Annotated in this window: 23 protein-coding genes and 1 riboswitch; of the genes, 15 read left to right on the plus strand and 8 right to left on the minus strand. The window is 56.9% G+C overall.

Features of this window, described 5'->3' with window-relative positions:
• The first annotated feature begins 165 nt into the window (after positions 1-165).
• From ybgF to serA, 8 genes are all read left to right on the plus strand, one after another.
• The gene (gene ybgF / locus PSQ90_RS11550) at positions 166-1155 is read left to right on the plus strand and encodes a tol-pal system protein YbgF (RefSeq protein WP_282210452.1); all 990 of its coding nucleotides are present in this window, start codon (positions 166-168) and stop codon (positions 1153-1155) included.
• Complete coding sequence (tilS, locus tag PSQ90_RS11555) at positions 1140-2177, plus strand: tRNA lysidine(34) synthetase TilS (protein ID WP_282210453.1); 1038 nt, start codon at positions 1140-1142, stop codon at positions 2175-2177. The genes ybgF and tilS overlap by 16 nt, the downstream gene beginning before the upstream one ends.
• A gap of 144 nt (positions 2178-2321) precedes the next feature.
• Positions 2322-4253, plus strand: coding sequence for an ATP-dependent zinc metalloprotease FtsH (gene ftsH, locus PSQ90_RS11560; protein ID WP_282210454.1), 1932 nt, complete (start codon positions 2322-2324; stop codon positions 4251-4253).
• Between the two features lie 144 nt (positions 4254-4397).
• The gene (glmM, locus tag PSQ90_RS11565) at positions 4398-5741 is read left to right on the plus strand and encodes a phosphoglucosamine mutase (protein WP_282210455.1); all 1344 of its coding nucleotides are present in this window, start codon (positions 4398-4400) and stop codon (positions 5739-5741) included.
• Positions 5742-5938: 197 nt separating this feature from the next.
• Positions 5939-6685 carry an outer membrane protein gene (locus tag PSQ90_RS11570; RefSeq protein ID WP_282210456.1) on the plus strand — a complete coding sequence of 249 codons (747 nt, stop codon included), beginning with the start codon at positions 5939-5941 and terminating at the stop codon, positions 6683-6685.
• Between the two features lie 111 nt (positions 6686-6796).
• The gene (gene denD / locus PSQ90_RS11575; protein WP_282210457.1) at positions 6797-7792 is read left to right on the plus strand and encodes a D-erythronate dehydrogenase; all 996 of its coding nucleotides are present in this window, start codon (positions 6797-6799) and stop codon (positions 7790-7792) included.
• Between the two features lie 143 nt (positions 7793-7935).
• Entirely contained in the window at positions 7936-9111 is a 1176-nt protein-coding gene (locus tag PSQ90_RS11580) for a phosphoserine transaminase (RefSeq protein WP_282213047.1), read from the plus strand.
• 117 nt (positions 9112-9228) lie between these two features.
• Positions 9229-10812: a phosphoglycerate dehydrogenase gene (gene serA, locus PSQ90_RS11585; RefSeq protein ID WP_282210458.1), complete on the plus strand. Its 1584-nt coding sequence runs from the start codon at positions 9229-9231 to the stop codon at positions 10810-10812.
• A gap of 65 nt (positions 10813-10877) precedes the next feature.
• Here the strand turns inward: serA and PSQ90_RS11590 are convergent, their stop codons facing one another.
• Positions 10878-11840: a DMT family transporter gene (locus tag PSQ90_RS11590; protein ID WP_282210459.1), complete on the minus strand. Its 963-nt coding sequence runs from the start codon at positions 11838-11840 to the stop codon at positions 10878-10880.
• A gap of 154 nt (positions 11841-11994) precedes the next feature.
• On the opposite strand from PSQ90_RS11590, the gene PSQ90_RS11595 reads away from it, so the two are divergent.
• From PSQ90_RS11595 to PSQ90_RS11605, 3 genes are read left to right on the plus strand one after another with little or no spacing between them, the layout of a single operon-like run.
• Entirely contained in the window at positions 11995-13284 is a 1290-nt protein-coding gene (locus PSQ90_RS11595) for an adenylosuccinate synthase (protein WP_282210460.1), read from the plus strand.
• Positions 13285-13330: 46 nt separating this feature from the next.
• Positions 13331-14875, plus strand: a complete 1545-nt coding sequence (locus PSQ90_RS11600) for a hypothetical protein (protein ID WP_282210461.1) — start codon at positions 13331-13333, stop codon at positions 14873-14875.
• Positions 14872-15543: a hypothetical protein gene (locus PSQ90_RS11605; protein ID WP_282210462.1), complete on the plus strand. Its 672-nt coding sequence runs from the start codon at positions 14872-14874 to the stop codon at positions 15541-15543. Before PSQ90_RS11600 ends, PSQ90_RS11605 begins: the two co-directional genes overlap by 4 nt.
• A gap of 30 nt (positions 15544-15573) precedes the next feature.
• Here the strand turns inward: PSQ90_RS11605 and PSQ90_RS11610 are convergent, their stop codons facing one another.
• The 3 genes from PSQ90_RS11610 to thiB form a co-directional block, all read right to left on the minus strand.
• Positions 15574-16296, minus strand: coding sequence for an ATP-binding cassette domain-containing protein (locus PSQ90_RS11610; RefSeq protein WP_328517501.1), 723 nt, complete (start codon positions 16294-16296; stop codon positions 15574-15576).
• Positions 16199-17794: an ABC transporter permease family protein gene (locus PSQ90_RS11615; RefSeq protein WP_282210464.1), complete on the minus strand. Its 1596-nt coding sequence runs from the start codon at positions 17792-17794 to the stop codon at positions 16199-16201. Before PSQ90_RS11615 ends, PSQ90_RS11610 begins: the two co-directional genes overlap by 98 nt.
• Positions 17795-17857: 63 nt before the next feature.
• Positions 17858-18865 (minus strand): thiamine ABC transporter substrate binding subunit, encoded by a 1008-nt coding sequence (gene thiB / locus PSQ90_RS11620; protein ID WP_282210465.1) that lies wholly within the window; start codon positions 18863-18865, stop codon positions 17858-17860.
• 66 nt (positions 18866-18931) lie between these two features.
• Positions 18932-19031: riboswitch (TPP riboswitch) on the minus strand.
• 26 nt (positions 19032-19057) lie between these two features.
• On the opposite strand from thiB, the gene PSQ90_RS11625 reads away from it, so the two are divergent.
• Positions 19058-19762, plus strand: coding sequence for a thiamine diphosphokinase (locus tag PSQ90_RS11625; RefSeq protein ID WP_282210466.1), 705 nt, complete (start codon positions 19058-19060; stop codon positions 19760-19762).
• Positions 19763-19810: 48 nt separating this feature from the next.
• Here PSQ90_RS11625 and rpoH read toward each other — a convergent pair whose 3' ends face one another.
• Positions 19811-20695, minus strand: a complete 885-nt coding sequence (gene rpoH / locus PSQ90_RS11630) for an RNA polymerase sigma factor RpoH (RefSeq protein WP_282210467.1) — start codon at positions 20693-20695, stop codon at positions 19811-19813.
• A gap of 163 nt (positions 20696-20858) precedes the next feature.
• Entirely contained in the window at positions 20859-21902 is a 1044-nt protein-coding gene (locus tag PSQ90_RS11635) for an RluA family pseudouridine synthase (RefSeq protein ID WP_407648113.1), read from the minus strand.
• Here PSQ90_RS11635 and PSQ90_RS11640 point away from each other — a divergent pair.
• On the plus strand, positions 21901-22248 hold the full coding sequence (locus tag PSQ90_RS11640; RefSeq protein ID WP_282210468.1) for a hypothetical protein: 348 nt from the start codon (positions 21901-21903) through the stop codon (positions 22246-22248). The two genes, PSQ90_RS11635 and PSQ90_RS11640, sit on opposite strands and share 2 nt — an antisense overlap.
• A 40-nt stretch (positions 22249-22288) precedes the next feature.
• On the opposite strand, the gene PSQ90_RS11645 is transcribed toward PSQ90_RS11640, so the two are convergent.
• Together PSQ90_RS11645 and PSQ90_RS11650 are read right to left on the minus strand one after the other, a co-directional pair.
• Positions 22289-23428: a coiled-coil domain-containing protein gene (locus PSQ90_RS11645; RefSeq protein ID WP_282210469.1), complete on the minus strand. Its 1140-nt coding sequence runs from the start codon at positions 23426-23428 to the stop codon at positions 22289-22291.
• Positions 23429-23608: 180 nt separating this feature from the next.
• Entirely contained in the window at positions 23609-24184 is a 576-nt protein-coding gene (locus PSQ90_RS11650) for a DUF1134 domain-containing protein (RefSeq protein ID WP_282210470.1), read from the minus strand.
• Between the two features lie 103 nt (positions 24185-24287).
• On the opposite strand from PSQ90_RS11650, the gene PSQ90_RS11655 reads away from it, so the two are divergent.
• Together PSQ90_RS11655 and chpT are read left to right on the plus strand one after the other, a co-directional pair.
• Positions 24288-24791, plus strand: coding sequence for a YHS domain-containing (seleno)protein (locus PSQ90_RS11655; RefSeq protein WP_282210471.1), 504 nt, complete (start codon positions 24288-24290; stop codon positions 24789-24791).
• Between the two features lie 100 nt (positions 24792-24891).
• Positions 24892-25626, plus strand: coding sequence for a histidine phosphotransferase ChpT (gene chpT, locus PSQ90_RS11660; protein ID WP_282210472.1), 735 nt, complete (start codon positions 24892-24894; stop codon positions 25624-25626).
• Positions 25627-25672: the final 46 nt, after the last annotated feature.

Consider the following 25672-nt stretch of genomic DNA (forward strand, 5'->3'; position numbering starts at 1 on the left):
GCCAGACAGAGCGAACCAGTGCAAACTGGAGGCAAGAGCGCCGGGTACCCGAAAAGGTCCCGGCGCTTCTTTTTGACCAAAATTCGGCTGTAATGAGCGCGCAATAGCGGTAAAACCCACCTAGGTTCAGCCGCAGCACAATGGAGTTACAAGGTGAAATTATCCATGATCCGACCTAAGGGCCGAATCAGAGTCGCACTTTCGGCATTGCTCTTGCTGGGTGCGGCAAACTCGGCCTCGGCCACGACCCAGTCCAACCTGTTGCCCCCGGGTAATGTTGGCCAGCGGGTGCTCAGCGACGCGGTGCCGACCAGAATTCTTGTGGCCCAGACGCAGGAAGAAGCACAGCTGGCGTTGCGCATCCAGCAGCTTGAAGAGCAGTTGAGGACGCTTAATGGTCAAGTGGACGGGTTGACCTTCCAACTCACCCAGATGCAGACGCTGATTGATCGCATGCGGCAGGACAATGAAGGGCGATTTCAAGCGCTTGAAGGCGGTGCTGGGGGAAAAAATGATGCGGCGACCCAATCGGAGGGCGTGACGCCCGACGGGGTGTTGCCGCAGGACCCGAGCAATGTGCCGATGACTGATATTCCCGAGCAGGGCGTGGTTCCATTGCCAGGGGAGGCCGAGGTCGATCCCACGTTTACCGATGGCGCCGGCGCGCCAACGGATGACATCGGCGCCTCGGGCGATCCGCTTGTCGGAACAGGGGCGCCGCTTGATCTCAATTATACCCCTGGTCAAGTCAACACCGACAATGCTGACGCGGACGCCCAATATCAGGCGGGCTATGAGGCCATATTGCGCGGCGACTATCTGTTCGCCGAGGATCAGTTCTCTCAATATATCCAGCTTTATCCCGACAGCCCGCAATATTCGGATGCGGCAAACTGGCTGGGTGAGGCGCTTTTGCAGCGCGGGGCCTATGATGAGGCGGCTGATGTTCTTTTGACGGCGTTCCAGAAAAGGCCGGATTCGCCACGTGCGCCAGATTTGCTGTTGCGTCTGGGTATGTCCCTTTCGGGGGCGGGCGAACGCGATACGGCTTGCCGTACGCTGGCCGAGATTGACAAACGTTATACAGATTTGACTCCGGCGTTTGCAACGCGACTACAGCAGGAACAGGCCAAGGCCCAATGTCCCCCAGCCTGACGCTACTCGACAACCTGACTTTGCTCGACCGGCTATTTAGGCCGGTCGATGTTTACGACCGGGTCGGCCTGGCAGTGTCTGGCGGCGCCGATAGTCTGGCGTTGATGGTGCTTGCTCATCGCTGGGCGGTACGCGCGAGAGTTGAGCTTGTGGTCTATTCAGTCGACCACGGGTTACGCCCCGAAGCGCGCGATGAGGTGGCCGCAGTTCTTGCGGTTGCTGCCGAACTGGGGCTGAAGGCGCGGGCGCTGGTTTGGTCGTCACCTCATCCCACCAGTGGCATTCAGGAGGCTGCTCGCAACGCACGCTATGGCTTGATTGGTGCGGCGATGGCTGATGGCGGGGTTGGCATTTTGCTGACCGCCCATCACCGGCAGGATCAAGCCGAAACTGTCTTGATGCGTTTGGCGCACGGCAGCGGCGTTGCTGGACTGGCTGGCATGACGCCATTGTCCAATGTTGGTGGAGTGCCGATCTTCCGACCGTTGCTTGATATTGATCGAGAGGATTTGCGCGCAATTGTCGCTGCTGTTGGATTGGTGCCGTTTGAGGACCCATCGAATCAGGACACCCGTTACGAGCGGGTACGTTGGCGCAATCTGCTACCTCAATTGGACGAACTCGGACTGGACGCCCGTCGGTTGGGGGAATTTGCCCAACGAATGGGGCAGACGCGGGACGCGCTGGCGTCGGCCGCTGAGACTGCCGTTCAAGTGGTTGTGACGAGCCGAACAAGCGAAGAGGCCACCATTGACCGAATTGGGTTTGCACGATTGCCGCGAGCGGTCGCCGTGGTGATGCTGTCGCGGCTGTTGGCTGAAATTGGTTCGGGTAAAAAGTCGCGGGTGATTAGCAGTGTTGAAGCACTCTATCTGGCGTTAGTGTCCGATCAGAAATTTGGAGGGCAAACGCTTCATGGCTGCATGGTACGCCGACAGAAGCGAACGATTACTATTGGGCCCGAAGTGGGGCGGCGGGGGCAATTAGCATCACAATTGGTGGTGGAACCAAACAAATCGTGATGTGGTATTAACCCAATAGTGTCAAAGGCACTGGACGAAACGCGCAAAGGGCCGCAGGGCTTGCCCTTGTAACGCTCTTAGCGGGCACATACATTGCCCACAGACACCGGCCGAGGACGCGCCGGCCATCCGGGACAGGAATTGATGAACGGAAACTTCCGCAACTTTGCCATCTGGCTAGTCATACTCTTTATGCTGATGGGCCTGTTTCAGGTTTTCCAGTCTTCGACGCGCGCCGTTTCGGTGGCCGACAAGAGCTATAGCCAATTCATAAGCGATGTGGATGCGGGCCGGGTGTCCAGCGTGACCATCACCAATGACACCGTCACGGGATTGCTAAACGACAATTCTCGCTTCGAGACCATTATTCCGAATGGCGCTGATGTTATCAGCCGCCTTGAGAATAAGGATGTATCGATCACGGCCCGCGAGCCTGAATCCAGCCCATTCTGGACAATCCTCTTGTCTTCATGGTTGCCGTTCATCGTCATCATTGGGGTCTGGTTCTTTTTCATACGGCAAATGCAGGGCGGTGGCCGCGGTGGCGCGATGGGCTTTGGCAAGTCCCGAGCCAAGCTATTGACCGAAACCCACGGCAAGGTGACGTTCGAGGATGTTGCTGGTGTCGATGAGGCTAAGCAGGATCTTGAGGAGATTGTCGAGTTCCTGCGTGATCCGGGCAAGTTCCAGCGGCTGGGTGGTCGAATTCCGCGTGGTGTGCTGCTGGTAGGCCCTCCGGGTACCGGTAAGACGTTGCTGGCCCGTTCGGTTGCCGGCGAAGCCAATGTGCCGTTCTTCACGATCTCGGGTTCCGATTTTGTGGAAATGTTCGTTGGTGTTGGTGCATCGCGTGTGCGCGACATGTTCGAACAGGCCAAGAAGAATGCTCCCTGCATAATCTTTATCGACGAAATCGATGCGGTGGGCCGTCAGCGCGGTGCTGGCCTTGGCGGCGGCAATGACGAGCGCGAGCAGACGCTCAATCAGTTGCTGGTCGAAATGGATGGGTTTGAGGCCAATGAAGGCATAATTCTGATCGCTGCGACCAACCGTCCCGATGTTCTGGATCCAGCACTATTGCGCCCCGGTCGCTTCGATCGTCAGGTCGTGGTGCCGAACCCTGATGTTTCTGGTCGTGAAAAAGTGCTCAAGGTGCACGTACGCAAGGTGCCCTTGGCGCCAGATGTTGACCTTAAGACATTGGCGCGCGGTACGCCCGGGTTTTCGGGTGCTGACCTGATGAACCTGGTCAATGAGGCGGCGCTATTGGCCGCACGGCGCAATAAACGCTTTGTTACCCACGCTGAATTTGAAGACGCCAAGGACAAGATCATGATGGGCGCGGAGCGCCGCACCATGGCCATGTCTGAAGATGAAAAGAAGCTGACGGCCTATCACGAGGCTGGCCACGCCATCATCGCGCTCAAGGTCGCGGGAATAGATCCGATCCACAAGGCAACGATCATTCCGCGTGGTCGGGCTTTGGGTATGGTCATGACGCTACCTGAAAGCGACAGCTATTCGTTCAGCCACGAAAAGGCGGTTGCGCGTCTTGCCATGCTGTTTGGTGGTCGTGAAGCCGAGATCTACAAGTTCGGCCCGGAAAAGGTCACGAGCGGTGCCTCTGGCGATATCCAGATGGCCACAAGCCTTGCCCGCTCCATGGTTATGGAGTGGGGCATGTCTGAAAAGTTGGGCCGAGTGCGTTACAAGTCGAGTGAGCAAGAAGTGTTCATTGGCCATTCGATGACCCAGTCTAACAATATGTCGGATGACACGGCCAAGCTGATCGACCAGGAGGTGCGCCAACTGATTGAGGACGGCGAAAAGGCCGCCCGCGATATAATCAATGGCAATATCGAGCAATTCGAAGCGGTTGCGCAGGCGTTGCTTGAGTATGAAACGTTGACCGGAGACGAGTTGCGCGCCCTGATGGAAGGCAAACAGCCGATCCGTCCGGACGATAGCGACGGAGCCGCTCCCAAGCAGAGTGGGGTGCCGACTGCGGGCAAGGCGAGCAAGAAGCGTCCCGACAGCCCCCCTGAGGGGGGCATGGAGCCTCAGCCCGAAAGTTAATTGTCTTTATAGAATCAGAGGGGTCGCCATCAGGCGGCCCCTTTTTCATTGCTGTTGGTTCTGCTAGACCGCGCTGATATTATTCAGGCGGTCGCAAGTATTTTTTGCGATATTGCCTGACGAGGCAATTTTGGCGAGGGCGACATGGCACGGAAATATTTTGGCACCGATGGCATTCGCGGGCATGCGAACGGGACAATGCTCACGCCTGAGCTGGCGCTGAAGCTGGGAATGGCGGCGGGCCAAAAATTTGTGCGCGGTAGTCATAAGCATCGCGTCGTGATTGGCAAGGACACCCGCCGGTCGGGCTATATGATCGAAAATGCGCTGACAGCTGGATTTACCGCTGTGGGAATGGACGTCTATTTGCTGGGTCCGATGCCGACACCAGCCGTGGCCATGTTGACCCGCTCGCTGCGCGCCGATCTCGGCGTGATGATTTCAGCGTCGCATAATCCTTTCGACGATAATGGCATCAAGCTGTTTCGACCCGACGGATTCAAACTCAGCGACAAGGTAGAAGCCGAAATCGAACGTCTGGTCGATGGCGATATGGGCCATCTACTGGCGCAGGGGCGCGACATCGGGCGGGCGCATCGCGATGAAGAAGCGCGTACACGTTATATCGAATATGCCAAGCGCACTTTGCCACGCAGTATTGATCTGACGGGCCTGCGCGTCGTACTCGATTGTGCGAACGGTGCTGCCTACAAGGTTGCGCCCATTGCGCTCTGGGAGCTCGGGGCGGATGTCGTTACAATTGGCGCGGAGCCAGACGGTTTCAACATCAATTACAAGGTGGGCTCGACGGCTCCGGAGGCGGTCGCCGCCAAGGTCAAGGAAGTCCGCGCTGATATCGGCATTGCTCTGGACGGTGATGCGGATCGTGTCATCATCATCGATGAAAAGGGTGAAGTGATCGACGGCGATCAGTTCATGGCGGTAATCGCCCAAAGCTGGAAGCAGCGCGAAATGCTTTTAGGTGGGGGTATTGTTGCGACCGTCATGTCCAATCTGGGTCTGGAGCGATATCTGAGTTCGATCGGGCTGACGCTTGAACGCACCCAGGTCGGGGACCGCTATGTGCTCGAAGCGATGCGGGCCAAGGGCTATAATGTAGGTGGCGAACAATCTGGCCACATCATTTTGTCCGACTTTACCACGACGGGCGATGGTCTCGTCGCTGCCCTGCAATTGCTATCGGTACTCAAACAACTCGATCGCCCGGTTTCGGAAATATGCGCCCGCTTCGACAAGGTGCCGCAATTGCTTCGCAGCGTTAAGTTCAAGACCGGTAAGCCGCTGGAGAATAAGATCGTCAAGGAGGCCATAGCCGAAGGGCTGGCGCGGCTGGGAAGCGGCGGGCGACTGGTTATTCGCGAGTCTGGCACCGAGCCGGTAGTGCGGGTGATGGGAGAGGCCGACGACGCGGCGCTGATCACCGCTGTGGTGGGCGATATTGAAGCGGCCATAGTCCAAGTTGCCTGATTGAAGATTGCTCGCCTTGGTGTTCCCGCAGGCCCGGGTCTGCCAAAATACAGATCAAGTTTCCATTCATCTTCATTAATGAAGTGTAACAGTTACCGATAGTTACGGTTAAATGTTTAGGTTAAGTGAGATTTAAGAAAATTGCCGGATATTAGACGTCAATCGACTGGTGTCGTGGCAATTTTAAGGAATGTCTCATGCGTAAGCTCATCGCTGCGATGCTGGTGGCTGGGGCCGCCAATATCGCTCTCCCCGTACTCGCTGCCGATCTGCCCGTTTACTCTCCCATAATTGATATCCCCGATGTTGATTATGGCGTGCAGGGATCGTTCTATTTGCGCGGCAGTGCCGCAGCCAACGCCTTGTGGACCAGGGAAGTCAAAGCCGACGAGTGCGGATGTGGTGACGTGACCTATCCTGTCAATGACTGGGGTTATGGCTACAGCGTTGGCGCCGGTTTTGGTTATGAAACAGGCACTGGCCTTCGATTTGATGCGACTGTCGACTATCTCGCCAACGATGGCGTTTCGATCACCAAAACCGCGCCGGGTGTTGCTGGCAAATATTCGCTAAAGCTGCGCTCGACCATTGCGCTCGCCAATGCCTACTACGACTTCTCGTTTGCTAATTCGGGCATGGGCTCAGGCTATTCGGCTGCCGGTGGTGCCTTTGGTTATGTCGGCGCTGGTATCGGCGCGGCGTTCAATCAAGTCAGTGTGGACGCACCTGCTGGCAATCCAATTACGGGCGGTTCCAACACCAGTCTGGCTGCGGCTGGCATGGTCGGCGTTGGCTACGACTTTGGCGCCTTCACAGCGGACGTCGGTTATCGAGCCATCTATCTGGCCAAAATCGCCAATAACCAGCCATCGCCGATGGGCTTCTCGACTTCGAATAACTGGATCCACGAAGTTCGTTCGACTCTTCGTTACCGGATCAACTAGATCAATTTTCATGTTTTCGGAATGCGGCGCTCCTTGTGGGCGCCGTTTTTTATTGTGCGCTGGACGGGGGTTGGCGCTCAGGCCTAGTATGGAACAGGGCTGGAGGGACGCATGAAGATTCTGATTATTGGTGCCGGTGGGATGGTTGGGCGCAAGCTGACAGTAAAACTGCAAGGGGCCGGAGCGCTTAACGGGCAGCCGATCACCGCATTGACGCTGGCCGATATTTTTGCGCCAGAGGTGCCCCAGGGCGGGATTAAAACCACAAGCGTGGCAGCAGATTTAAGTCGGGATGGCGCGGCGGAGGAATTGCTCGCGGAACGGCCCGACGTCATTTTCCATCTAGCGGCCATTGTCTCGGGCGAAGCCGAGGCGAATTTTGAGAAGGGCTATCGGATCAATCTTGATGGCACCCGGTTGTTGTTTGAGGCGATACGGCAGGCGGGGCAGGTCGAACACTACTACCCCAAACTGGTTTTCACCTCATCAATCGCGGTATTTGGTGAGCCATTGCCTGCGGTCATTCCCGATACTCAGGTGCTGACGCCCCTGACCAGCTATGGGACGCAAAAGGCAATTGGTGAATTGCTGCTGGCCGACTATTCGCGCCGTGGCGTTTTCGATGGCATTGGCATCCGACTGCCGACAATCGCTGTGCGCCCGGGAGCGCCCAACAAGGCGGCGTCGGGCTTTTTCTCAGGCATTATTCGCGAACCTCTGGCCGGATTGGAAGCGATTTTACCAGTTGCGGAAACTGTGCGGCACTGGTTTGCCAGCCCACGGGCGGCGGTGGGCTTTCTTATTCACGCAGCGGAACTGAATACGGCAACGCTTGGCCAAAGGCGTTCCCTCAGCATGCCGGGGCTAAGCGCAACGGTTGGCGAGCAGATTGAGGCGCTGGAACGGGCAGCGGGTCTGGACGCGGTCGCCTTGATTCGGCGCGAACCCGACGCAAAAATTATCGAGATGGTCGCGGGGTGGCCCAAAGACTTCGATTCGCAGCGCGCAACCGATTTGGGATTTGTCGGCGATAGTGATATTGACGAAATCATCCGCATTCACATCGCAGACGAACTGAAGGGCAAAATCGGCAGGGGCGCCGCCTAGCCAGGACGCATTGCTGTCGGGCTGCGACAAATTCGATGACGATGATGGATTGACGGGCGGCTGGGTTCGGGCGTATTCACCTCCTCAGGACACCTTGCCCTAACGCAAGGCTATCGACCTGGGAGGGTCGCAATATGGCTGATATGCCCCATACCGCACCGGCGGTTAAACCGGCTAATCCTAATTTTTCGTCTGGTCCTTGTTCCAAACGCCCTGGTTGGACGGTTGAAGCACTTGCGCATGCGTTGGTTGGACGCTCGCACCGCTCCAAGCCCGGCAAGGTCCGCATTCAGCGTGCGATTGAGTTGACCCGCGAATTGCTCGAGGTACCAAAGGATTATCTGATCGGTATTGTGCCAGCTTCAGATACAGGCGCCGTCGAAATGGCGCTGTGGTCAATGCTGGGTGAGCGCGGCGTTGATATGCTGGCCTGGGAAAGTTTTGGGGCCGGTTGGGTCACCGACGTGGTCAAACAACTCAAGCTCGAGGATGCGCGGATCATCAAGGCACCCTATGGCGAGTTGCCGGATTTGGGCGAAGTCGATTGCGATCGTGATGTGGTCTTTACGTGGAACGGGACGACTTCGGGTGTGCGCGTACCCAATGCGGATTGGATTGCAGCTGACCGCAAGGGGCTGACTTTTTGCGATGCGACCTCTGCGGCGTTCGCGCAGAAGCTGGATTTCCCAAAACTCGATGTTGTGACATTTTCGTGGCAAAAGGCGCTGGGTGGCGAAGCTGCCCATGGCGTGTTGATCTTGAGCCCACGCGCTGTTGCGCGGCTTGAAAGCTATAAACCAGAACGTCCCTTGCCCAAAATTTTTCGCCTGACCAAAGGCGACAAGCTACTGGCCGAGGTGTTTGACGGCGCAACTATCAATACGCCTTCGATGCTATGCATCGAAGACGCGATTGATGCCATGGAATGGGGCTTGCAGCAAGGCGGTCTGACGGGGTTACAGGCCCGCGCCGATGCCAATTTCAAGGTGTTGGCAGACTGGGTCGCCAAGACCGAATGGGTTGAATTTTTGGCAAAAGACGAAGTCAACCGGTCCAACACTTCGGTTTGCTTTTCCATTGTTGATCCAGCAGTTGCCGCACTTCCGGACGATAAGCAGGCAGCCTTTGCCAAGGCCATGGTTGCCCGGCTCGACAAGGCAGGGGCCGCTTATGACATTGGCGCCTACAAGGACGCTCCGTCGGGCCTGCGCATCTGGGCAGGGTCAACTATTGAAGCGGACGATCTTTTGGTTTTGACGCCTTGGCTCGACTTTGCTTTTGCGGCTGAAAAGCTGGCACTGACCGCAGACGCGGCCTGATATCTTCTGACTTCCCGACTGCCGGCAGGCACGTAACCAGGGGTGTGAACCCTAGTGTTACGGCCACGCCACCGACTTTGGGACGTCACTTCCCCAATACATTTCAAGGAGGGCGTCATGCCCAAGGTTCTCGTTTCCGACAAACTCAGCCCGACTGCTGTTCAGATTTTCAAGGATAATGGTGTCGAGGTCGATTATTTGCCTGATCTGGGCAAGGACAAGGAAAAGCTGCTCGAAGTCATTGGCCAATATGATGGACTGGCTATTCGTTCGGCAACCAAAGTGACTGAAAAGGTGCTGGCTGCGGCAACCAACCTTAAGGTTATTGGCCGGGCGGGCATCGGTGTCGATAATGTCGACATTCCAGCAGCGACCAAAAAGGGTATCATTGTGATGAACACCCCTTTTGGCAATTCGATCACCACAGCTGAACACGCGATTTCCATGATGCTGTCGCTAGCCCGGCAGATCCCTGAAGCCGACGCCTCAACTCGTGCGGGGAAATGGGAAAAGAATCGCTTTATGGGCGTGGAAGTGACAAGCAAGGTGCTGGGTATTGTCGGTTGCGGCAATATCGGGGCGATTGTTGCTGACCGTGCGCAGGGACTGCGCATGAAAGTGATTGCCTTTGACCCATTCCTCACCCCCGAGCGGGCGCTTGAAATTGGCGTTGAAAAGGTTGAGCTGGACGATCTGTTGGCCCGGGCTGACTTTATCACTCTGCACACGCCACTGACTGAGCAGACTCGCAATGTCATTTCCGCCGAGGCTATTGCCAAGGCCAAGAAGGGCGTACGGATCATCAATTGTGCACGAGGCGGGTTGATCGATGAGGCCGCATTGGGCGAGGCGCTCAAATCGGGTCAGGTGGCTGGTGCTGCGCTCGATGTCTTCCTTGAAGAACCCGCATCGGCAAATCTATTGTTCGATCTACCCAATGTCATTGCGACGCCGCATCTGGGTGCTTCGACGTCCGAAGCACAGGAAAATGTTGCGCTGCAGGTGGCCGAACAAATTTCGGCTTATCTGATGAGCGGGGAGATCACCAATGCGCTCAACTTCCCCTCTATTTCGGCCGAAGAAGCGCCTCGCCTGACGCCTTTTATCAAGCTGGCAGAAGTTCTCGGCTCATTTGCCGGTCAGATGACAGAGACATCCATTCAGACAATCAAGATCGAGTTTGAGGGCAATGTTGCGGCCATGAATACCAAGCCAATGGTGGCCGCTGCGTTGCACGGCGTGCTCAAGCCCTTGCTTGAAGAGGTCAATATGGTCTCTGCACCTCAGGTGGCCAAGGATCGCGGAGTTGGCGTTGAAGTGGTTACACGTGAGCAGCAAGGGGCGTACGAAAATTATATCCGTCTGACCATTGGCACCGAACGTCAGGAACGTGCGATTGCCGGAACGGTTTTTGCCAGCGGCAAGCCACGCGTCATTCAGGTCAAGAACATCAATATGGAAGCTGAATTGACGCCTTCCATGCTGTACGTGACCAATGAAGACAAGCCCGGCCATATCGGTCGTCTGGGAACGCTTTTGGGAACGCTTGGCATCAATATCGCCAACTTTAACCTGGGCCGTGCCGAAGTCGGTTCCGACGCTATCGCGCTTGTGTCGATTGACGGAACACTGAACGAAAAGCAGTTGGCCGAAATTACTGCGCTGCCGGGCGTCAAACAGGCAAAAGCCCTCAAGTTCTAAGACGCTTCACCCGCTAACGAACCACCAGGCTGGCGCAGATGCGCCGGCCTTTTTTTGTAGCGGGGCTAGCCCAGAGGTGATTTGAGGGCGCGTCGTGCGCTGAACTCGGCAAGAAATATTCCCGCCATCACCAATGCGGCGGCAACCATGTGATAGGGCTGCAAAGTTTCGCCTAGCACCAAAATCGCCAATGATGCAGCGAAAATCGGGATCAGGTTTATGAAGAGACTGGCCCGGTTGGCGCCGATCAATTCGACTCCCCTCACATAAAACATCTGGGAGACAACTGACGGCAGCAGCATTGTGTAAGCGGCAACCAGCCAGCCTTGTGGGGAAATGGTTGGTAGGGCGGCGAAAAAGGCGCCTATTCCCCCGCCGAGTGCCAGTTGGTAAAAAATCGATGCGATAATGGCGCCCATAAAGGTGGCGACGAGATAGCTCAACCAACTGGTGACCGGGCGGAATCGCAGGGTGACCGAATAGGCCGCGTAGGCAGCGCATGCAAACAGAACCAAAAGATCGCCAAAGCCTATATCGAGCGACAAAAGCCGGGCCAGATCACCATGGGTGGCGGTAATGAGGACACCCAGGGCGGTCAGGGCAACGCCAAATAGCTGCAAGGCGCGGACCCGCAAGCCAAACAGGGCGAAATTGGCCAACATCACGAACATGTTGATGGTGACTTGTTCAAGACCAATGTTGATGCCCGAGGCATAGTGGGCCGCGATATAGATAAAAATGTTAAATGTTACGTAGCCAACGCCGCCATAAAACAGGAGCAGCCACCATTTTGACAGCAATGTTGGCATGTCGCGTTTCAGGGGGCGAATCGAAAAGGGCAGGACGATGAGCAGCGCCCCAGTCCATCGCAACAAGGTCAGCGTATAGGGGTCGATATGACCCACGGCGAGTTTACCCGCGACTACATTGCCTCCCCAGAACAAAGTGGTCAGGATCAACAGGACATAGGGGCGGTCAAGCAGTTGCGCGGAGATGCCGCGATTTGGTGGTGAAGGCGGCTTTGTCATTGTTGCTCTATTAATGTATTGAACTCGGACTTATCAGCAATTCGGTTGCCAACAAATCACAAATGGGCAGCCGGTGAACAAAGATTAATGGCCAGGTGACTTTCGTCGAACGACGCCGAAAGTTTATTGGCGTGCCTACCCTGAGGACAAACGAATGGCAAATGTGGTGGTCGTCGGCTCGCAATGGGGCGACGAAGGCAAAGGCAAGATTGTGGATTGGCTTTCGGAGCGCGCCGATGTTGTGGTGCGCTATCATGGCGGTCACAACGCCGGCCACACGCTGGTTATCGACGGGGTCAGCTATAAGCTGGCGCTGCTGCCTTCAGGGTTGGTTCAGGGCAAGCTTAGCGTTATTGGTAATGGCGTAGTTGTTGATCCACATCACTTTGTGCAGGAGATGGAAAAGCTGCGCGGCCAAGGCGTCAAGATCACGCCGGACGTGCTGCGGATTGCCGACAACGCGCCGCTGATTCTGTCGCTGCATCGTGAACTTGATGCGATTCGCGAAGATTCAAATTCGGGGCTCAAGATCGGCACGACCAAGCGCGGCATCGGTCCTGCTTATGAGGATAAGGTCGGTCGTCGTGCCATTCGGTTGATCGATCTTTCCGAGCCAGAGACGCTGATGCCAAAGATCGAGCGGCTGTTGGCGCATCACAATGCATTGCGGCGCGGCATGGGGCTGGCCGAGATCCAGGCTGATGGCATTTACGCTGAACTAACCTCCATTGCTGACCAGATCCTGCCGTTCATGGATCGCGTGTGGAATATTCTGGATGAAAAACGCCGCGCTGGCGCCCGCATTCTGTTCGAGGGCGCCCAAGGGGCATTGCTTGATAATGACCATGGCACTTACCCTTTTGTGACCTCGTCCAACACTGTGGCTGGTCAGGCTGCGGCAGGATCGGGATTGGGCCCAACCGCAATCGGCTATGTTTTGGGGATAACCAAGGCCTATACGACCCGTGTAGGGGAGGGACCATTTCCGTGCGAGTTGGACGATGAAATGGGCAAGCATTTGGCAACGGTTGGCCGCGAGGTTGGCGTCAATACCGGTCGGGCGCGGCGTTGCGGCTGGTTCGATGCTGTTCTGGTGCGGCAAACGGTCAAGACCTCGGGAATTTCGGGCATTGCGCTGACCAAGCTTGATGTTCTGGATGGTCTCAAAGAGATCAAGGTCTGTGTCGGGTACGAGTTGGACGGATCACGAATCGATTATTTGCCTGCCTCAATGGGGGCGCAAGCGCGCGTTAAACCTATTTATGAAACGCTGGAAGGCTGGTCTGGTACGACCGCCGGGGCGCGTAGCTGGGCAGAATTGCCCGCTCAGGCGGTCAAATATGTGCGCTATATCGAGGAGATGATTGGGGCGCCGGTAGCGATGCTTTCGACAAGTCCGGAGCGACTGGATACCATCTTGGTGCATGACCCGTTTCAAGATTGAATTTATTTGCTAAAAGACACCAGCAATTGTGAGTACCAAGTAGCGAATGGCGGACTACAAAGAGCTGTTGCGTAGGGCGATTTCCGCCCTGCCGGAAAATAATGGGGCTGCACGGCGTGCGGTTTATGAGAAGGCGCGATCGGCTCTGGTTGGTCAGCTGCGCGCTATTAATCCGCCCCTTCCTGCCCGCGATATCACGCAGCACCGCTTGCAGTTGGAAGACTGTATTCGTCAGGTCGAGCAGGAAGCCAGTGAGGCCGTGATCTCGCTGCGCCGAGATTTTACCGCAGCGCCGCCACCCGTACAGCCAGTCGTGCAGAACCCGCAACCTGCAGAATCGCCAGCGCCGCAGGAGGCAGCAACAGCGCCCGAGTCGGATTCAAAACCGACGCCAGCCAACGAAAAAAACTCAAAAGTTGATCAAAAGCCGGGCAAGCCAACACCCGATCCGAAAGTCGCTGAGGAGACTAGGGCCAAGTCAGGCGCTGCGGTTTCTCCAGAAAAGCCTACGAAACAAGACACCAAGAAGCAGGTCGAGCCGGTCGTATCGACGCCCGCCCAACCACAGTTTGAACCCGACGCATCGGAAAAATCTGAACCGAACGCTTCAATTGAGGATATTATCAGCGCGGCCGAGGCGGCCAATCCTGAGCCGAATGCATCTGAAGCCGAGCCCAGCGCGGCCGACGCAGAGGCAACAGCTATATCGCTTGATGCGGTAACCGCGCCAACACCAGAACCATCGCCGAAGGCGGATGCACCCCTAGTCGCCGAGCCTTCCGGTGATGTCCCGGCCGAGCCGTCGTTGTCCTCGGTTAAAGGCAATGTAGTGGCGCCAATGGCAGAGCCTCCGGTTTCTCCAGCCATGGAAGATCGTGCGGGAGAGCGCCCGTCGGCGGGAGCCGGTCTGTTTGGGCGCAAGAGCAATACTCAGGCGGCCAATATTGCGTCTGCCAAACGGGTTGAGCCTGCCATGGGTGCCATGGAGCGGGCGCGCGACGGGGTCAGCGAACCTGTCATCATCAATGATCCCAAGGCAGTTGAGAGTGCGTTATCGAGCGAACGCGAAGTCGACGTGGAACCGGGTGCTGACAAGTCCAATCCGCTGGAAGCTGAAGGCGTCATAGAGCGGGCAATCGAGACGTTGGATCGCGAAGCGCGGGGCGAAAAATCGGCGACTTTGCCCGACGCTCCCATTCGCGACAGTGAAAACAAGAAAGATGATTTTCATAGTGCACCGGTCGACGGCGGTGACGATCGGGGCGACGAGCGACGCGGCGCGGGCCTGACGATTTTCCTTTTGGTTTTTGCACTATTGCTGGTCGGCGTCGGGGGCGCCGGATTCTGGGCGTGGCGAGAAGGGTATGTTGATCTTGACCAGATGTTTGGCCGCTCCACTGTGGTAGCGACCGATGTCGGTGAAACCACAGCGCCGGTCGCTGGGGGGCAACAACGGCGCCAGCAACAACTCCAACGCTTGATGGGAGTGTTTCAGTTCCCGAGGTCGTGGGGCCGGGCAACACGGCATCGAGTTCAAATGGTGGCGAAGCGACAACGGCTCTGCAGGGACTGGAGCCCGAGCCGCGGTTGACCCCAGAGTCGAGCGCCGGGACTGACACACCGACCTCAGGAGACGGCACGACAACGGCTGAAGAGCGTCTGCCATCCGAAACAGTACCTGAGATTGCTGCCAATGATCCGGCTGCATCGGTTGATCCGGCGGTTCTAGCCGGCAGCCAATCGCTTCTGCTTGAGGCCTCGACTGATGGACAAACCGGTGCGGTTCCCTTCTCAGGAACGGTCGAATGGACCGAGGGCAAGGATGAGCTTGGTGTGCCCACAATCAAGGCGACAGCCAGCATTCCGGCGAGAAATCTCAGTGTCGATCTGACTATTCGCAAAAATGCTGACGCCACTTTGCCGGCCAGTCATCTGATGGAGATCAATTTCCAGGTGAGTGACAGCTTTATCGGCGGCACGATCGCCAGTCTGCCCGGTGTCTTGCTCAAGAACGAGGAATTGGTGCAAGGTACCCCATTGGTAGGCGCATCGGCGCGCGTTGTGGGCAGCTCGTTCCTGTTTGCCCTTAGCGCAGCCGAAAAGGACCTCCCGACAAATATCGAGCTCCTGACGTCACGCAAATGGATGGATTTCGCGGTGATTTACGGCACCGGAACACGTGCCATCATCACGCTTGAAAAAGACGATGCCGCCGACGCTTTGTTCAAGAAGGTCTTTGCCGAGTGGGAAAAATCCTGACCTGGCAGGCTGTGCGCTCGTTGAATTGAGCTAGACCAAGCTCAATTCGTGGTCATTAAGACGGTAGTGGCGGTTGGCCAGCGCTTTGATGTCGTCGAGGTGGTGGCTGACCAATACAGTGTGCCACTGGTGATGGCGGGTGAGGAATTGCACCAGGGAACGCGCACCGGTGCGCGTCTCATCGTCAAGTGCAGAAAAAGGTTCATCCAGTAGCAGAACCGGGCGGGCACGCAGGAGCGTCCGCGCCAGCGCGATGCGTTGTTTTTGCCCCCCGGACAAGTTTGCGGCGAGCCGGTCGCCAAACCCAGACAAACCAACCTCGTGCAGCGCAGCGTTAACCAGCGCCTGTTGTCGGGGACGGGATGTCCTGGCGGGCAGCCCCAGCGTGACGTTGCGGGCGGCGCTCAGGTGCTCAAAAAGGCTTTCGGTTTGCAGGAGCAATGAGAGGGGGCGGTCTTCGGGGGAAAGATCGGCGATGCTGGTGCCGTCAAGTTCAATGGTGCCGGAACTGGGTGATGAAAATCCTGCCAGCAGATCCAACAAGGTAGATTTTCCGGCGCCGCTTGGGCCGGAAATTGCAGTTATTTCGCCGGGCATGGCCTCAAACGAAAATTGGTAGGGCGGGGTCTGATGGGGATAGGAAAATTTCAATTCGTCAACGACGAGCATGAGAAAGGCTTTCGAATAGTCGTGGCAGGGCAATAAAGGCGGCGATGGTACCAAGCAGGAGAATTGCAGCAATGGCGGCGGCATCGTTGGAGCGATAGGCGCCCAGTGCGCGGAACATCAAGAGTGGCAATGTGGTGAAATCCTGAGTGCCGAACAGCGCAATAACGCCGAGATCGCCGAGCGAGAAGCAAAACGACAGTGCCAGCACGACGCCGATGTCCCGCCCAAGAAGTGGGTATTCGACAAGTCTGAATTGCTGCCAGCTGGACAGGCCGAGCGAGCGGATGAGTTTGCCTCGCGTGCGCACTATAGCGTCAAGCGGTGGGCCCACAGTAGCGACGGCAAACGGTAGCGCGAGCAGAGCATTGGCAAAAATCACGACGGGGGGAGCGGCGCTGCCGGGTGGAAAGCCTAAGGCGCGCACCAACAGGAAAAAACCTAGGGAAAGCACGACAGCGGGGACGGCCAGGTAAGCGTAAGCCGGTAGGCCGAAAGCGATGCGTAACCGGCGACTCGCCGTGGCGCTTCGGCCAAGCGATAGCGCCAGCGCCAGCGTCAGCGTCAGGACTGCGGAAAGTGTACCAACGATCAGGCTGGTGGCGGTTGCGCGCCAGAAACTGGCAGTGGATAGAAGGCCGAGGAAACCAGCCGCCAGCCCTTCCGCAAAGACTGAGACAAGGGGCAGAACGAACCCAAGCGTTGAAAAGGTCAGGATCAACCAGGCAAGAGTAAGCGCCAATGGACGGTCGCGCCAGTTTTTTGGACAGGATTGCCCGAGGCTGCTGGGCACGGGTGGAAGTGCCGAAGCGGCAAAAATTATGACTGAGCAGACACCAATCTGGGTTAGTGCCAGCAGAACAGCGCCGCGCAGGTCAAAGTCCTGGCGAACTGCTGCATAGATCGCAACCTCCAGGGTCTGGTTGGCCGGACCGCCACCGAGCAGTAAGACGATGGGGAAACTGGTGAAGGCCAAGAGGAATATGATGGCGGCAAGGCCGGGTATGGTTCCTCGCATGGCGTGCCAGTCAATAATGCGAAAACGGTTCCACGGTGACAGATTGAGGCTTTGGCCGGTCTTGAGGCGCGCTGCAGGGATTGCGTCGAGGCGCGCGAGCAAAATGCGGGCGGCGAAGGCACCGTCGAGAATGACATGGGCCAGCAATATTCCCGAGAGGCCGAATGCGGGGTTGCCGATTGAGGTGTTGAACAGAGCGAGGCTTGTCTGATTGATCCACCCGCTGCGCCCCCAAATCGACAGCATGCCAAAGGCAACGACCATGCCTGGCGTGACGATGGCAGCAGAAAAAACGCCCACCAGCAAACCGCGGCCGGGAAATCGCAGGCGGTCAAGGGCCCATGCAAGCGCTGTTCCCACAAGCAGGGACAATATGGTTGTCAGCCCGGCTTGAATGCTGGTCATGCGCAATAGATGGGGAATATCAATGTGGGTAGAGATGGTATTGGGGGTAGTTGTGGCGGCGGCAAAAATCGCCCAAAGCACAGCAGCGATTAGGCCAGCGATCAATACAGCCAGAGACAGGCTAGTCGCAATGCGAAAGCGGCGCTGGGGCAGGGTTTGCATATCGCTCCCTTGGGGTAAACGTTGCCGATCCTCAGGACCGGCAACACATTGCATTTGCAGGACCTACTGGATGGCGGCCAGGGCCTCATCGATCCATTGTCTGGCGTGATCGGCAATATCCTGATCACTGATGGACAGCGTCTTTTCCGGCTCCGGCAGCGCGGCGAAAACCGCGTTCATGTCCGTTCCGAGGTCAACCACGGGAAACATCCAATTTGTCATGGGGATGATTTTCTGCCCATCGACCGAGGTCAGGTAGGCAAGAAAATCGCGGGCTAGTTGTTGGTGCTGTGACGACTTCAATATGCCGGCCACCTCGATCTGGGCCAGATGCCCCTCCCCGAACATGGCGGCTTTTACCGTTTCATCCTTGTCCTCAATGATGTGATAGGCGGGCGAGGTGGTGTAAGAGAGCGTCAGGTCAGCTTCCCCTTTGAGAAAAAGATCATAACTCTCCGACCAGTCGCGGGTCATCGTCAGGATGTGTGGCTTGAGGCCAGCCCAGATTTCAGGCGCTCGGTCGCCATAGGCAGCCTTGATCCACAGCACGAGGCCAAGGCCAGGTGTGGACGAGCGTGGGTCCTGAATGGAAATCTTGATGTCGTCGGGCAGGGCGATCAAATCTTCAAACGATTTGGGCGGGTTCTTAATGGTGTCTGTGTCATACATGACAGCGAAATGGGAATAGTCGAACGGCACGAACTGCTTGTCTGTCCAGGTTTCGGGGAGCGTCAGATTGGAGAGGTCAAGGTCGTGATCGGCGAACAGGCCGGTTGCACGCGCTTCCCCGGCAATGGCGGTATCGAGGCCTACAATCAGATCGGCCGAAGTAGTATGGCCCTCAAGCTGAACCCGGCGCAACGTGCCGATAGAGCTGTCAGCGGCAACAAAATCGACGGTACAGGCGCATGACGCCTCGAAACCGGACTTGAGGGCGCTACCGGGACCCCACTCGGCAGCAAAGCCATCGTAGGTATAGATGGTGAGCGTTGGTTTGTCCTGGGCAATTGCCGGCGCGCCGGCAAGACTCAAGAGGACCGCAAGCGCCAGAAAGTGAGTTGGTTTGACCATTTTGGTCATTTCCTTCGGGTTGCGGCCATGTGAAGGGGAATGTGTCAAATGGTCCGGCCGAACGAGTGGCCTTGCCATCTCGAACTTCCTCCGCCAGCATGACCTGGTTCAGGTTCAATGGGTAACTCTCAGCTCCGCGATTTGCGGAACACCCCAGCGAGACGTCCCACACATAGTTAGGGCGAGCCAATCGTGCAAGACACTTTGCAAAAAACGCAGGACGTGCTGCCGATTGTTTTTTCCGGCACATTGGCCATCGTTGGTGGCGGGACGGTTGCACCAAGCATTTTGCGGGATCTTCACCTGCGTGGGGTGGCCCTTGTGGGTGCCGACGGCGGCGGAGATGTTATCGGGGCGGCAGGGCTTGTCCCTGCCGCGATCATCGGCGACTTGGATTCGCTTAAAGACCGACCGGGTTGGGAAAAGCGTACGCAAGTAGTGGAGATTGCCGAACAGATCACGACCGATTTTGAGAAGTCCGTCTACTCAACCCAGGCGCCGGTAACCTTGGCCGTCGGGATGACGGGAAAGCGGTTTGACCACACAATGGCGGCGTTGCATGTCGTGGCAAAATTTGCGACCCGGCGCCGCATCATCCTGATCGATGAGCATGATATCGCGATGGCAGTCAGCGGTCCGTTGCGGTTTGATGCGGCAGCGGGAGAGCGTGTTTCGATGCATCCGTTGGGCGCCGTCAGAATTTCGCGCTCAAAAGGACTGTTCTACGCGCTCGATGGGTTGACGTTGGCGCCCGGTGAACTGACGGGCGTCTCCAATGCCGCGCTGGGCGGGGAGATCATTGTTGAGCCGGTGGCAGGTGAGATGACGCCGTGGCTGCTCATTCTGGACAAGAAAAGGCTGTGGGACCTTGTCGCTCTTCCGGCACTTAACAAATAAAAGGCGAGCAAATGCCCGCCTTGTCTCCATCGCAATATTTCGCTGGTTTCAGGCGTCCGCGCCCGCCTGTTGGCCGGCGGCGTCCTTGACGGCATCCTGAACTTTCTCAAAGGCCCGGACTTCGATCTGACGAATGCGCTCGCGGCTGACTTCATACTGTTGAGCCAATTCCTCAAGCGTTGACGGATTTTCCTGTAGGCGGCGTGCCTGGAAGATTGCCTTCTCTCGCTCGTTGAGGACGTCCATGGCGTTGGTCAAAAGGCCCATACGTTCCTTGTATTCTTCGCTGTCTCCCAATGTGGTCTCAGCGCTCGGCGTATCATCGACCAGCCAATCCTGCCACTCCGAGGTGCCTTCATCAGCCCGCATCGGCGAATTAAGTGAGGCATCGCCCGACAGGCGAGCATTCATCGAAACCACGTCGTTTTCGGTAACCTTGAGCGTGGTCGCGATCTGTTTGATCTGGTCGGGATGCAAAGCGCCATCTTCGAGCGCAGCAATCTGGCCTTTGACCTTGCGCAGGTTGAAGAACAGGCGCTTTTGCGCTGCGGTCGTACCGATTTTTACCAGCGACCACGACCGTAGGACATATTCCTGAATTGCGGCGCGGATCCACCACATGGCGTAGGTGGCCAAGCGAAATCCCTTGTCCGGCTCAAAGCGTTTGACGGCATGCATCAAACCGACATTACCTTCCGAAATAACTTCGGAAATGGGTAAGCCATAACCGCGATAACCCATGGCGATCTTGGCTACGAGACGCAAATGCGAGGTAATAAGGCGCTGCGCCGCATCGGGATCGGCATGTTCCTTATAACGCTTGGCCAGCATGAACTCTTCATTTGGCTCAAGCATTGGAAACTTGCGGATTTCCTGCAGATAGCGGCTAAGTCCACCATCGGCGGACAGAATTGGTAAATTGGACACGGCCATTGTCGCACCCCTCATGGTTTCCCTCGCACAGTGCGAGCAGATTATCGGCCTGGCGCCCTTGCGGCGCGCCAGTTGATTTGGTCCCTAATATAGGGCGCTCTATGGCAATTGTAAGAGCCCGGCAATTAGAACAAACGTGAACGGACTGTTTCGGTTCCCTCGCTTATCCTGATTTTGCGAATGCCTTGTTGTAGGGCGCCAAAGCTTCGAGCAGTTGGGCCAGATCGGGCGGCAATGGGGCTTGAAAGAACATTTCCTCGCCGCTTTGAGGGTGTTCGATGCCAAGTTCTGCTGCATGGAGTGCCTGACGACCGAGCTTAGCAATGGCCGTGGCCGGTCCCTCCGGCAGGCGATTGACCTTGGTGGAAAAGCCTGGCGCGTAGACCGGATCGGCGATGAGAGGGTGTCCCACATAAGTCATGTGCACCCTGATCTGGTGGGTGCGACCGGTTTCAAGTTGGCATTCAAGCTGAGTTATGTCCCAGCCATCGCCACCAAAGCGGCGTTTGGTCAAATAGTGGGTGATCGCTTCGCGGCCATCGCGACGCACCGCCTGCTTGAGCCGATTATTCTGATCCCGTCCAAGAGGCGCTTCAACAGTACCACGAGCAGTCTCGGTGTGTCCCCAGACAAAGGCTGTATAGGCGCGGTGTAGTGGACCTGTGCGGCCATGGTCGGCAAATTGCACTGAAAGGTGCTTGTGCGCGCGCTCATTTTTTGCAGCGACCATGACCCCCGACGTGTCCCGATCCAGCCGGTGAACGATGCCGGGGCGCTTGACCCCGCCAATGCCTTTGAGCGTGTCACCACAATGATAGATCAATGCGTTGACCAATGTGCCGGTCAAGTTTCCCGGCGCTGGGTGCACGACCATGCCGACGGGCTTGTTGATGACGATCAGAAAATCATCCTCATAGAGGATGTCGAGCGGAATGTTTTCGGCCTGTGGCTCCGGATCTTCTGGGGGCGGGGCAACAAGAAAGATTGTTTCGCCGGCGCTGACGCGGTATTTGGGCAGACTTACGGGCGTGCCATTGACCGTCACCGCACCGGCCAGGATCAAATCCTTGAGGCGATTGCGGCTCAGGATGTCATGGGCCTTGGCGAGTACGGCATCGAGTCGCCCACCAGCCATAGCGTCGTCGACGACGAATTCGACTTCGCTGCCGTCGCCAATATCAATGTCCTGACTGGATGAGTCCTGCATGAGCGATCCTAATTCAAGCGAGCCAAACAAGCCCGACGCGCTCTCGCCCGAAGCGCTGGCGATCATGGCGAAGGCCCGCCGATCATTTCTGATTTCAATGGGCATACTGCTGTTGGGCTTTATGGCGATTGGCTTCGCACTTGTCTATCGTGTGATGCGCGATAGTCCGCCAATCGAGATGGTGGCGGGCGTAACCCTGCCGCAAGGGGCTGAAGTGGTGTCGGCCATGGTGGCCGACGGGGCAATCAATATCACGTTCCTCGCCGACGGCGTCATGCACCTAAGACTCTATGATCAATCAACTGGGGAAATTACCCGCGATCTAGTGCTGCAGAACGAACCCTAAGTCCAGTAAGCTTTTTGTGGTGCGGTATCGCGTTATCGTTTTAATGGCCGCGTATCTCGCGCCGTGCAGCGATCCGGTCAGTGCTGTTGGCCGGTTGCGGCAGGCGAGTTGCCTTGACCGGAAGCGTTTTGACGTTCAACCCGTCATCGGCAAAGCGCTGTACCCTGTCAAAAAGACTAACTTCTTCGCCGACCTCAGTCGGCTTTTCGGATTCATGGATCGCCGCCAGCTGACTGACGTTGATGGCAATGTCGGTCAGGTTCTGGCGCAAAGTGGCCTGATCGGCGCGCCCATCTACCCAGTCCTTTTCGATAGCGGATTGCACGGCCAGTACCTCGTTGCGAAGCTGGTTCAGCTGCGGGTTCATTTCGCGTGTTTCGGCAGGCGTATGTTCAACCGTCTGGGCACTCGTATCAATGACGTCTTCGGTTTCTGCCAATATGGCGTTGAGGCGGCTTTCGGCGCTGGCGATACGCGCCTCAGCTGATACCAAATTCTGCGTAGCCTTGAGTGCTTGATCATCCTGGCTGGCGAGGGCCGAACGCATTTCGGCAATTGCGGTGGTGGCCTCGCCGCTCTGCTGGTCGGCCGCTTCAAGTCTGGAGAGCAAGGACTGCGCCTGATCTTCGAGAAAGGCGGCGCGCTGACGCTCTTTATCGAGCGACATCAGAATGCGCTCGACGTCTTGTGCATAAATTCCGCTCAATGGCTCCGTCTCGCCCAAGGCAAGCAAGGCCTCGCTGGCCAATTGCGCATCGCCTGTCTGGCGGATTTGCAATTCGTCAGCCAAATGCGTGGCTTCCTGTTCCAGTTCTGCAATGTGGGTCTCTAGCGTAGTCTGGCTGGTTTGGTAACCGGACAATGTTGCGAGCAATTCGTCGCGTTCTTCGCGCAACGCGCCAACGTCTGAAAGGCTCTGGTTGGTGTCGCCCAACTGGGCGGCCAAACGGGCACGCAGCGTTTCGATGGTCATTTCAAGGCGCCGGGTGGCCAGAGCAAATTCAGCGCGAAGCTGATCTTTGTCTGCACGGAATTCGGCAAGCGTGATGGGCGTGGCGGCCTCAATACGACGTTTGGTAAGGCGGACTGCGCGCTTCCAGACCGCTGGCATGATAATCAATGCCACAAGGCCCGCAATGAGCAGGCCGAGCGCAAAGTACATGATGTTTTCGATGCCCATATACCAACTCCGACGCCGATCGGGACGATAACAGCCCCAAGGGCGGACACATAATTTGGCAGCAATAGGTGTTTTTCGCTATCATTGCCAGACATTATCCCTAATGGGTGTGTGTCCGTCCGTCACGAGGAAGTCAGTGTACACTTTTCCTGGGCAGATCGAACAGGCTGGCGATGTGGCTTAGAACGGGTTCCAAGTGGGTTCGGGCGTGAACTTGAGGTAGCCGACATTGATGCCGAGGCGAGCGCCTACGCCCGAGCGGATCGGCACCATGACGACGTTGCGATATTTGATCACCGTCATGCCCAATCCACCAACAATGTAGGCGGAACCATCAACACCTGCAAAGCGACCGAACATATCGCCGGTGGAATTGAGATTATAGACCAGCATCATGACCTTGGAGCCGTCGCCGCCGACGTCAAACCCAATGCTGGGGCCTTGCCAGTAGACCGGCACTTCGCCCGCATTGCGGGTAAAAAGGCGGCCTTCGCCGTAGCGGGCGCCAGCGAATAGCGCGCCGCCCGCGTCCTGACCCAGAATATAGCCATTTGGCAGGCCAAACTGGCTGACCGCGCGCTCGACGACAGAAGCCATTCCCTGGGCTACCGAACCAAAAAAGGCACCGCCGGTTGAAACTAGTTCCTCGCCCGAATATGTGTCCGATACCGACCCGGTCTGTGCCATTGCGGCCTGCGTGGGGACGAGTAAGGTACCCACAAGTGCGAAGATTAGGGCTAGGCGCTTGAACATCATGGGTTCTCCAATGCGGTCATTGCGGCGCAGGGCTTATGAAGCTTTAAGGTTATGGCGTTAGCCTTGAGGTCTTGCAGCGGGCCGGGCGTCAATCATTCACACAATGATGAAGCAAATCTATAAACAAATCTTAACCATCCTTGCCTTTGTTTTGCCGCTATTGAGCGGCGCCGGTGGGCTTGTGGTGGTGCCTGCAAACGGGCAGGGACTCAACAGTACAGTGATTACCAATCCCTTGACCGGCATCGCGCTGAATGGGTTCGATCCGGTTACCTATTTCAGCGAGGACGCGCCGATTGTGGGTAAGTCGCAATATGAGGTGGTCTGGAGCGGGGTGCCTTGGCATTTTGCCAGTGCCGCCAATCGTGACGTCTTTCAGCGCGCCCCCACTATCTACGCCCCCCAGTTTGGGGGCCATGGTTCCATGGGAATGGCGCGGGGGTTTTTGTCGGATGCGGATCCCAGTATTTACCTGGTGTTCAAGGCTCGGCTGTATCTGTTCTATTCGGCGGCTAATCGGGAAGCCTTTCGGCTGGCCCCTGACGCGGCTGCGAGCACGGGTGCCACGTATTGGCCTGAGTTATTGCTGCTTCTGACCACCAAATAGGGCGTTCGAGCAGATTTTTTGATCCAAATGGTCCATAGCCGCACTAAAGTTGACAAGTGATTCTTTGCAGGCATTGCGCCGCTTCTGACGGAGACAATTCATGGCCGACATCATCGAGCTCAATGCAACAGATTTGGCGGCCATGTTGTGCTCGCGAGTTTGTCACGATCTGATCAATCCAATCGGGGCGATCGGCAATGGGCTTGAGGTGTTGGCGGATCCTGCGCAGGCAGAGATGGCCGACGGAGCGCGCGATCTGATTGCAAGCGCTGCCAAGCAATCGCGCGCCAAGCTTGAATTTGCCCGGTTGGCCTACGGCGCCTCGTCAACTTCTGGCACGGACATTGATACGCGTGAGTGCGAGCGGGTGGCCCGCATTCTATTTGAAATCGAAAAAGCCAATCTCGAATGGAATGTGCCGCTGATCCTCTTGCCCAAGCACAAGGCCAAGTTGTTCATGAACCTGTTGCTAATTGCGGCAAACTCGGTCCCGCGCGGTGGTGAAGTTATCGCCACGATCAGCGGCGATGCCGGGGCGGAAAAATTTGAATTTACCACCCGGAGTGACCCCGAAAAGCGTCAGCGAACGCTCGTTCCTTCGGGGGTTGCAGGTCTTTTGGCAGGCACGCCCGACGAAGGGTCTGTTGATGCACGTGGTATTCAGCCATTTTATACGGGCCTGTTGGCCCGTCTGACTGGGATGGATCTCAATATTGGTCTCGAAAACGAGACGTTTTTCCTCACAGCGACCCCCAAAAGCGCCGACGCAAATGACACCGAGAATGCAAGCGACGTGGCCGAGGGCGGTGGTGAAAGTGGTGCTGACGGCGAATAAAGTTTGCGCTAACCATTTTGTAGTCAGTTGCGCGAATAATAGGCGA

The sequence above is a fragment of the Devosia rhodophyticola genome (genome assembly GCF_028816475.1).
GTDB lineage: Bacteria > Pseudomonadota > Alphaproteobacteria > Rhizobiales > Devosiaceae > Devosia > Devosia rhodophyticola.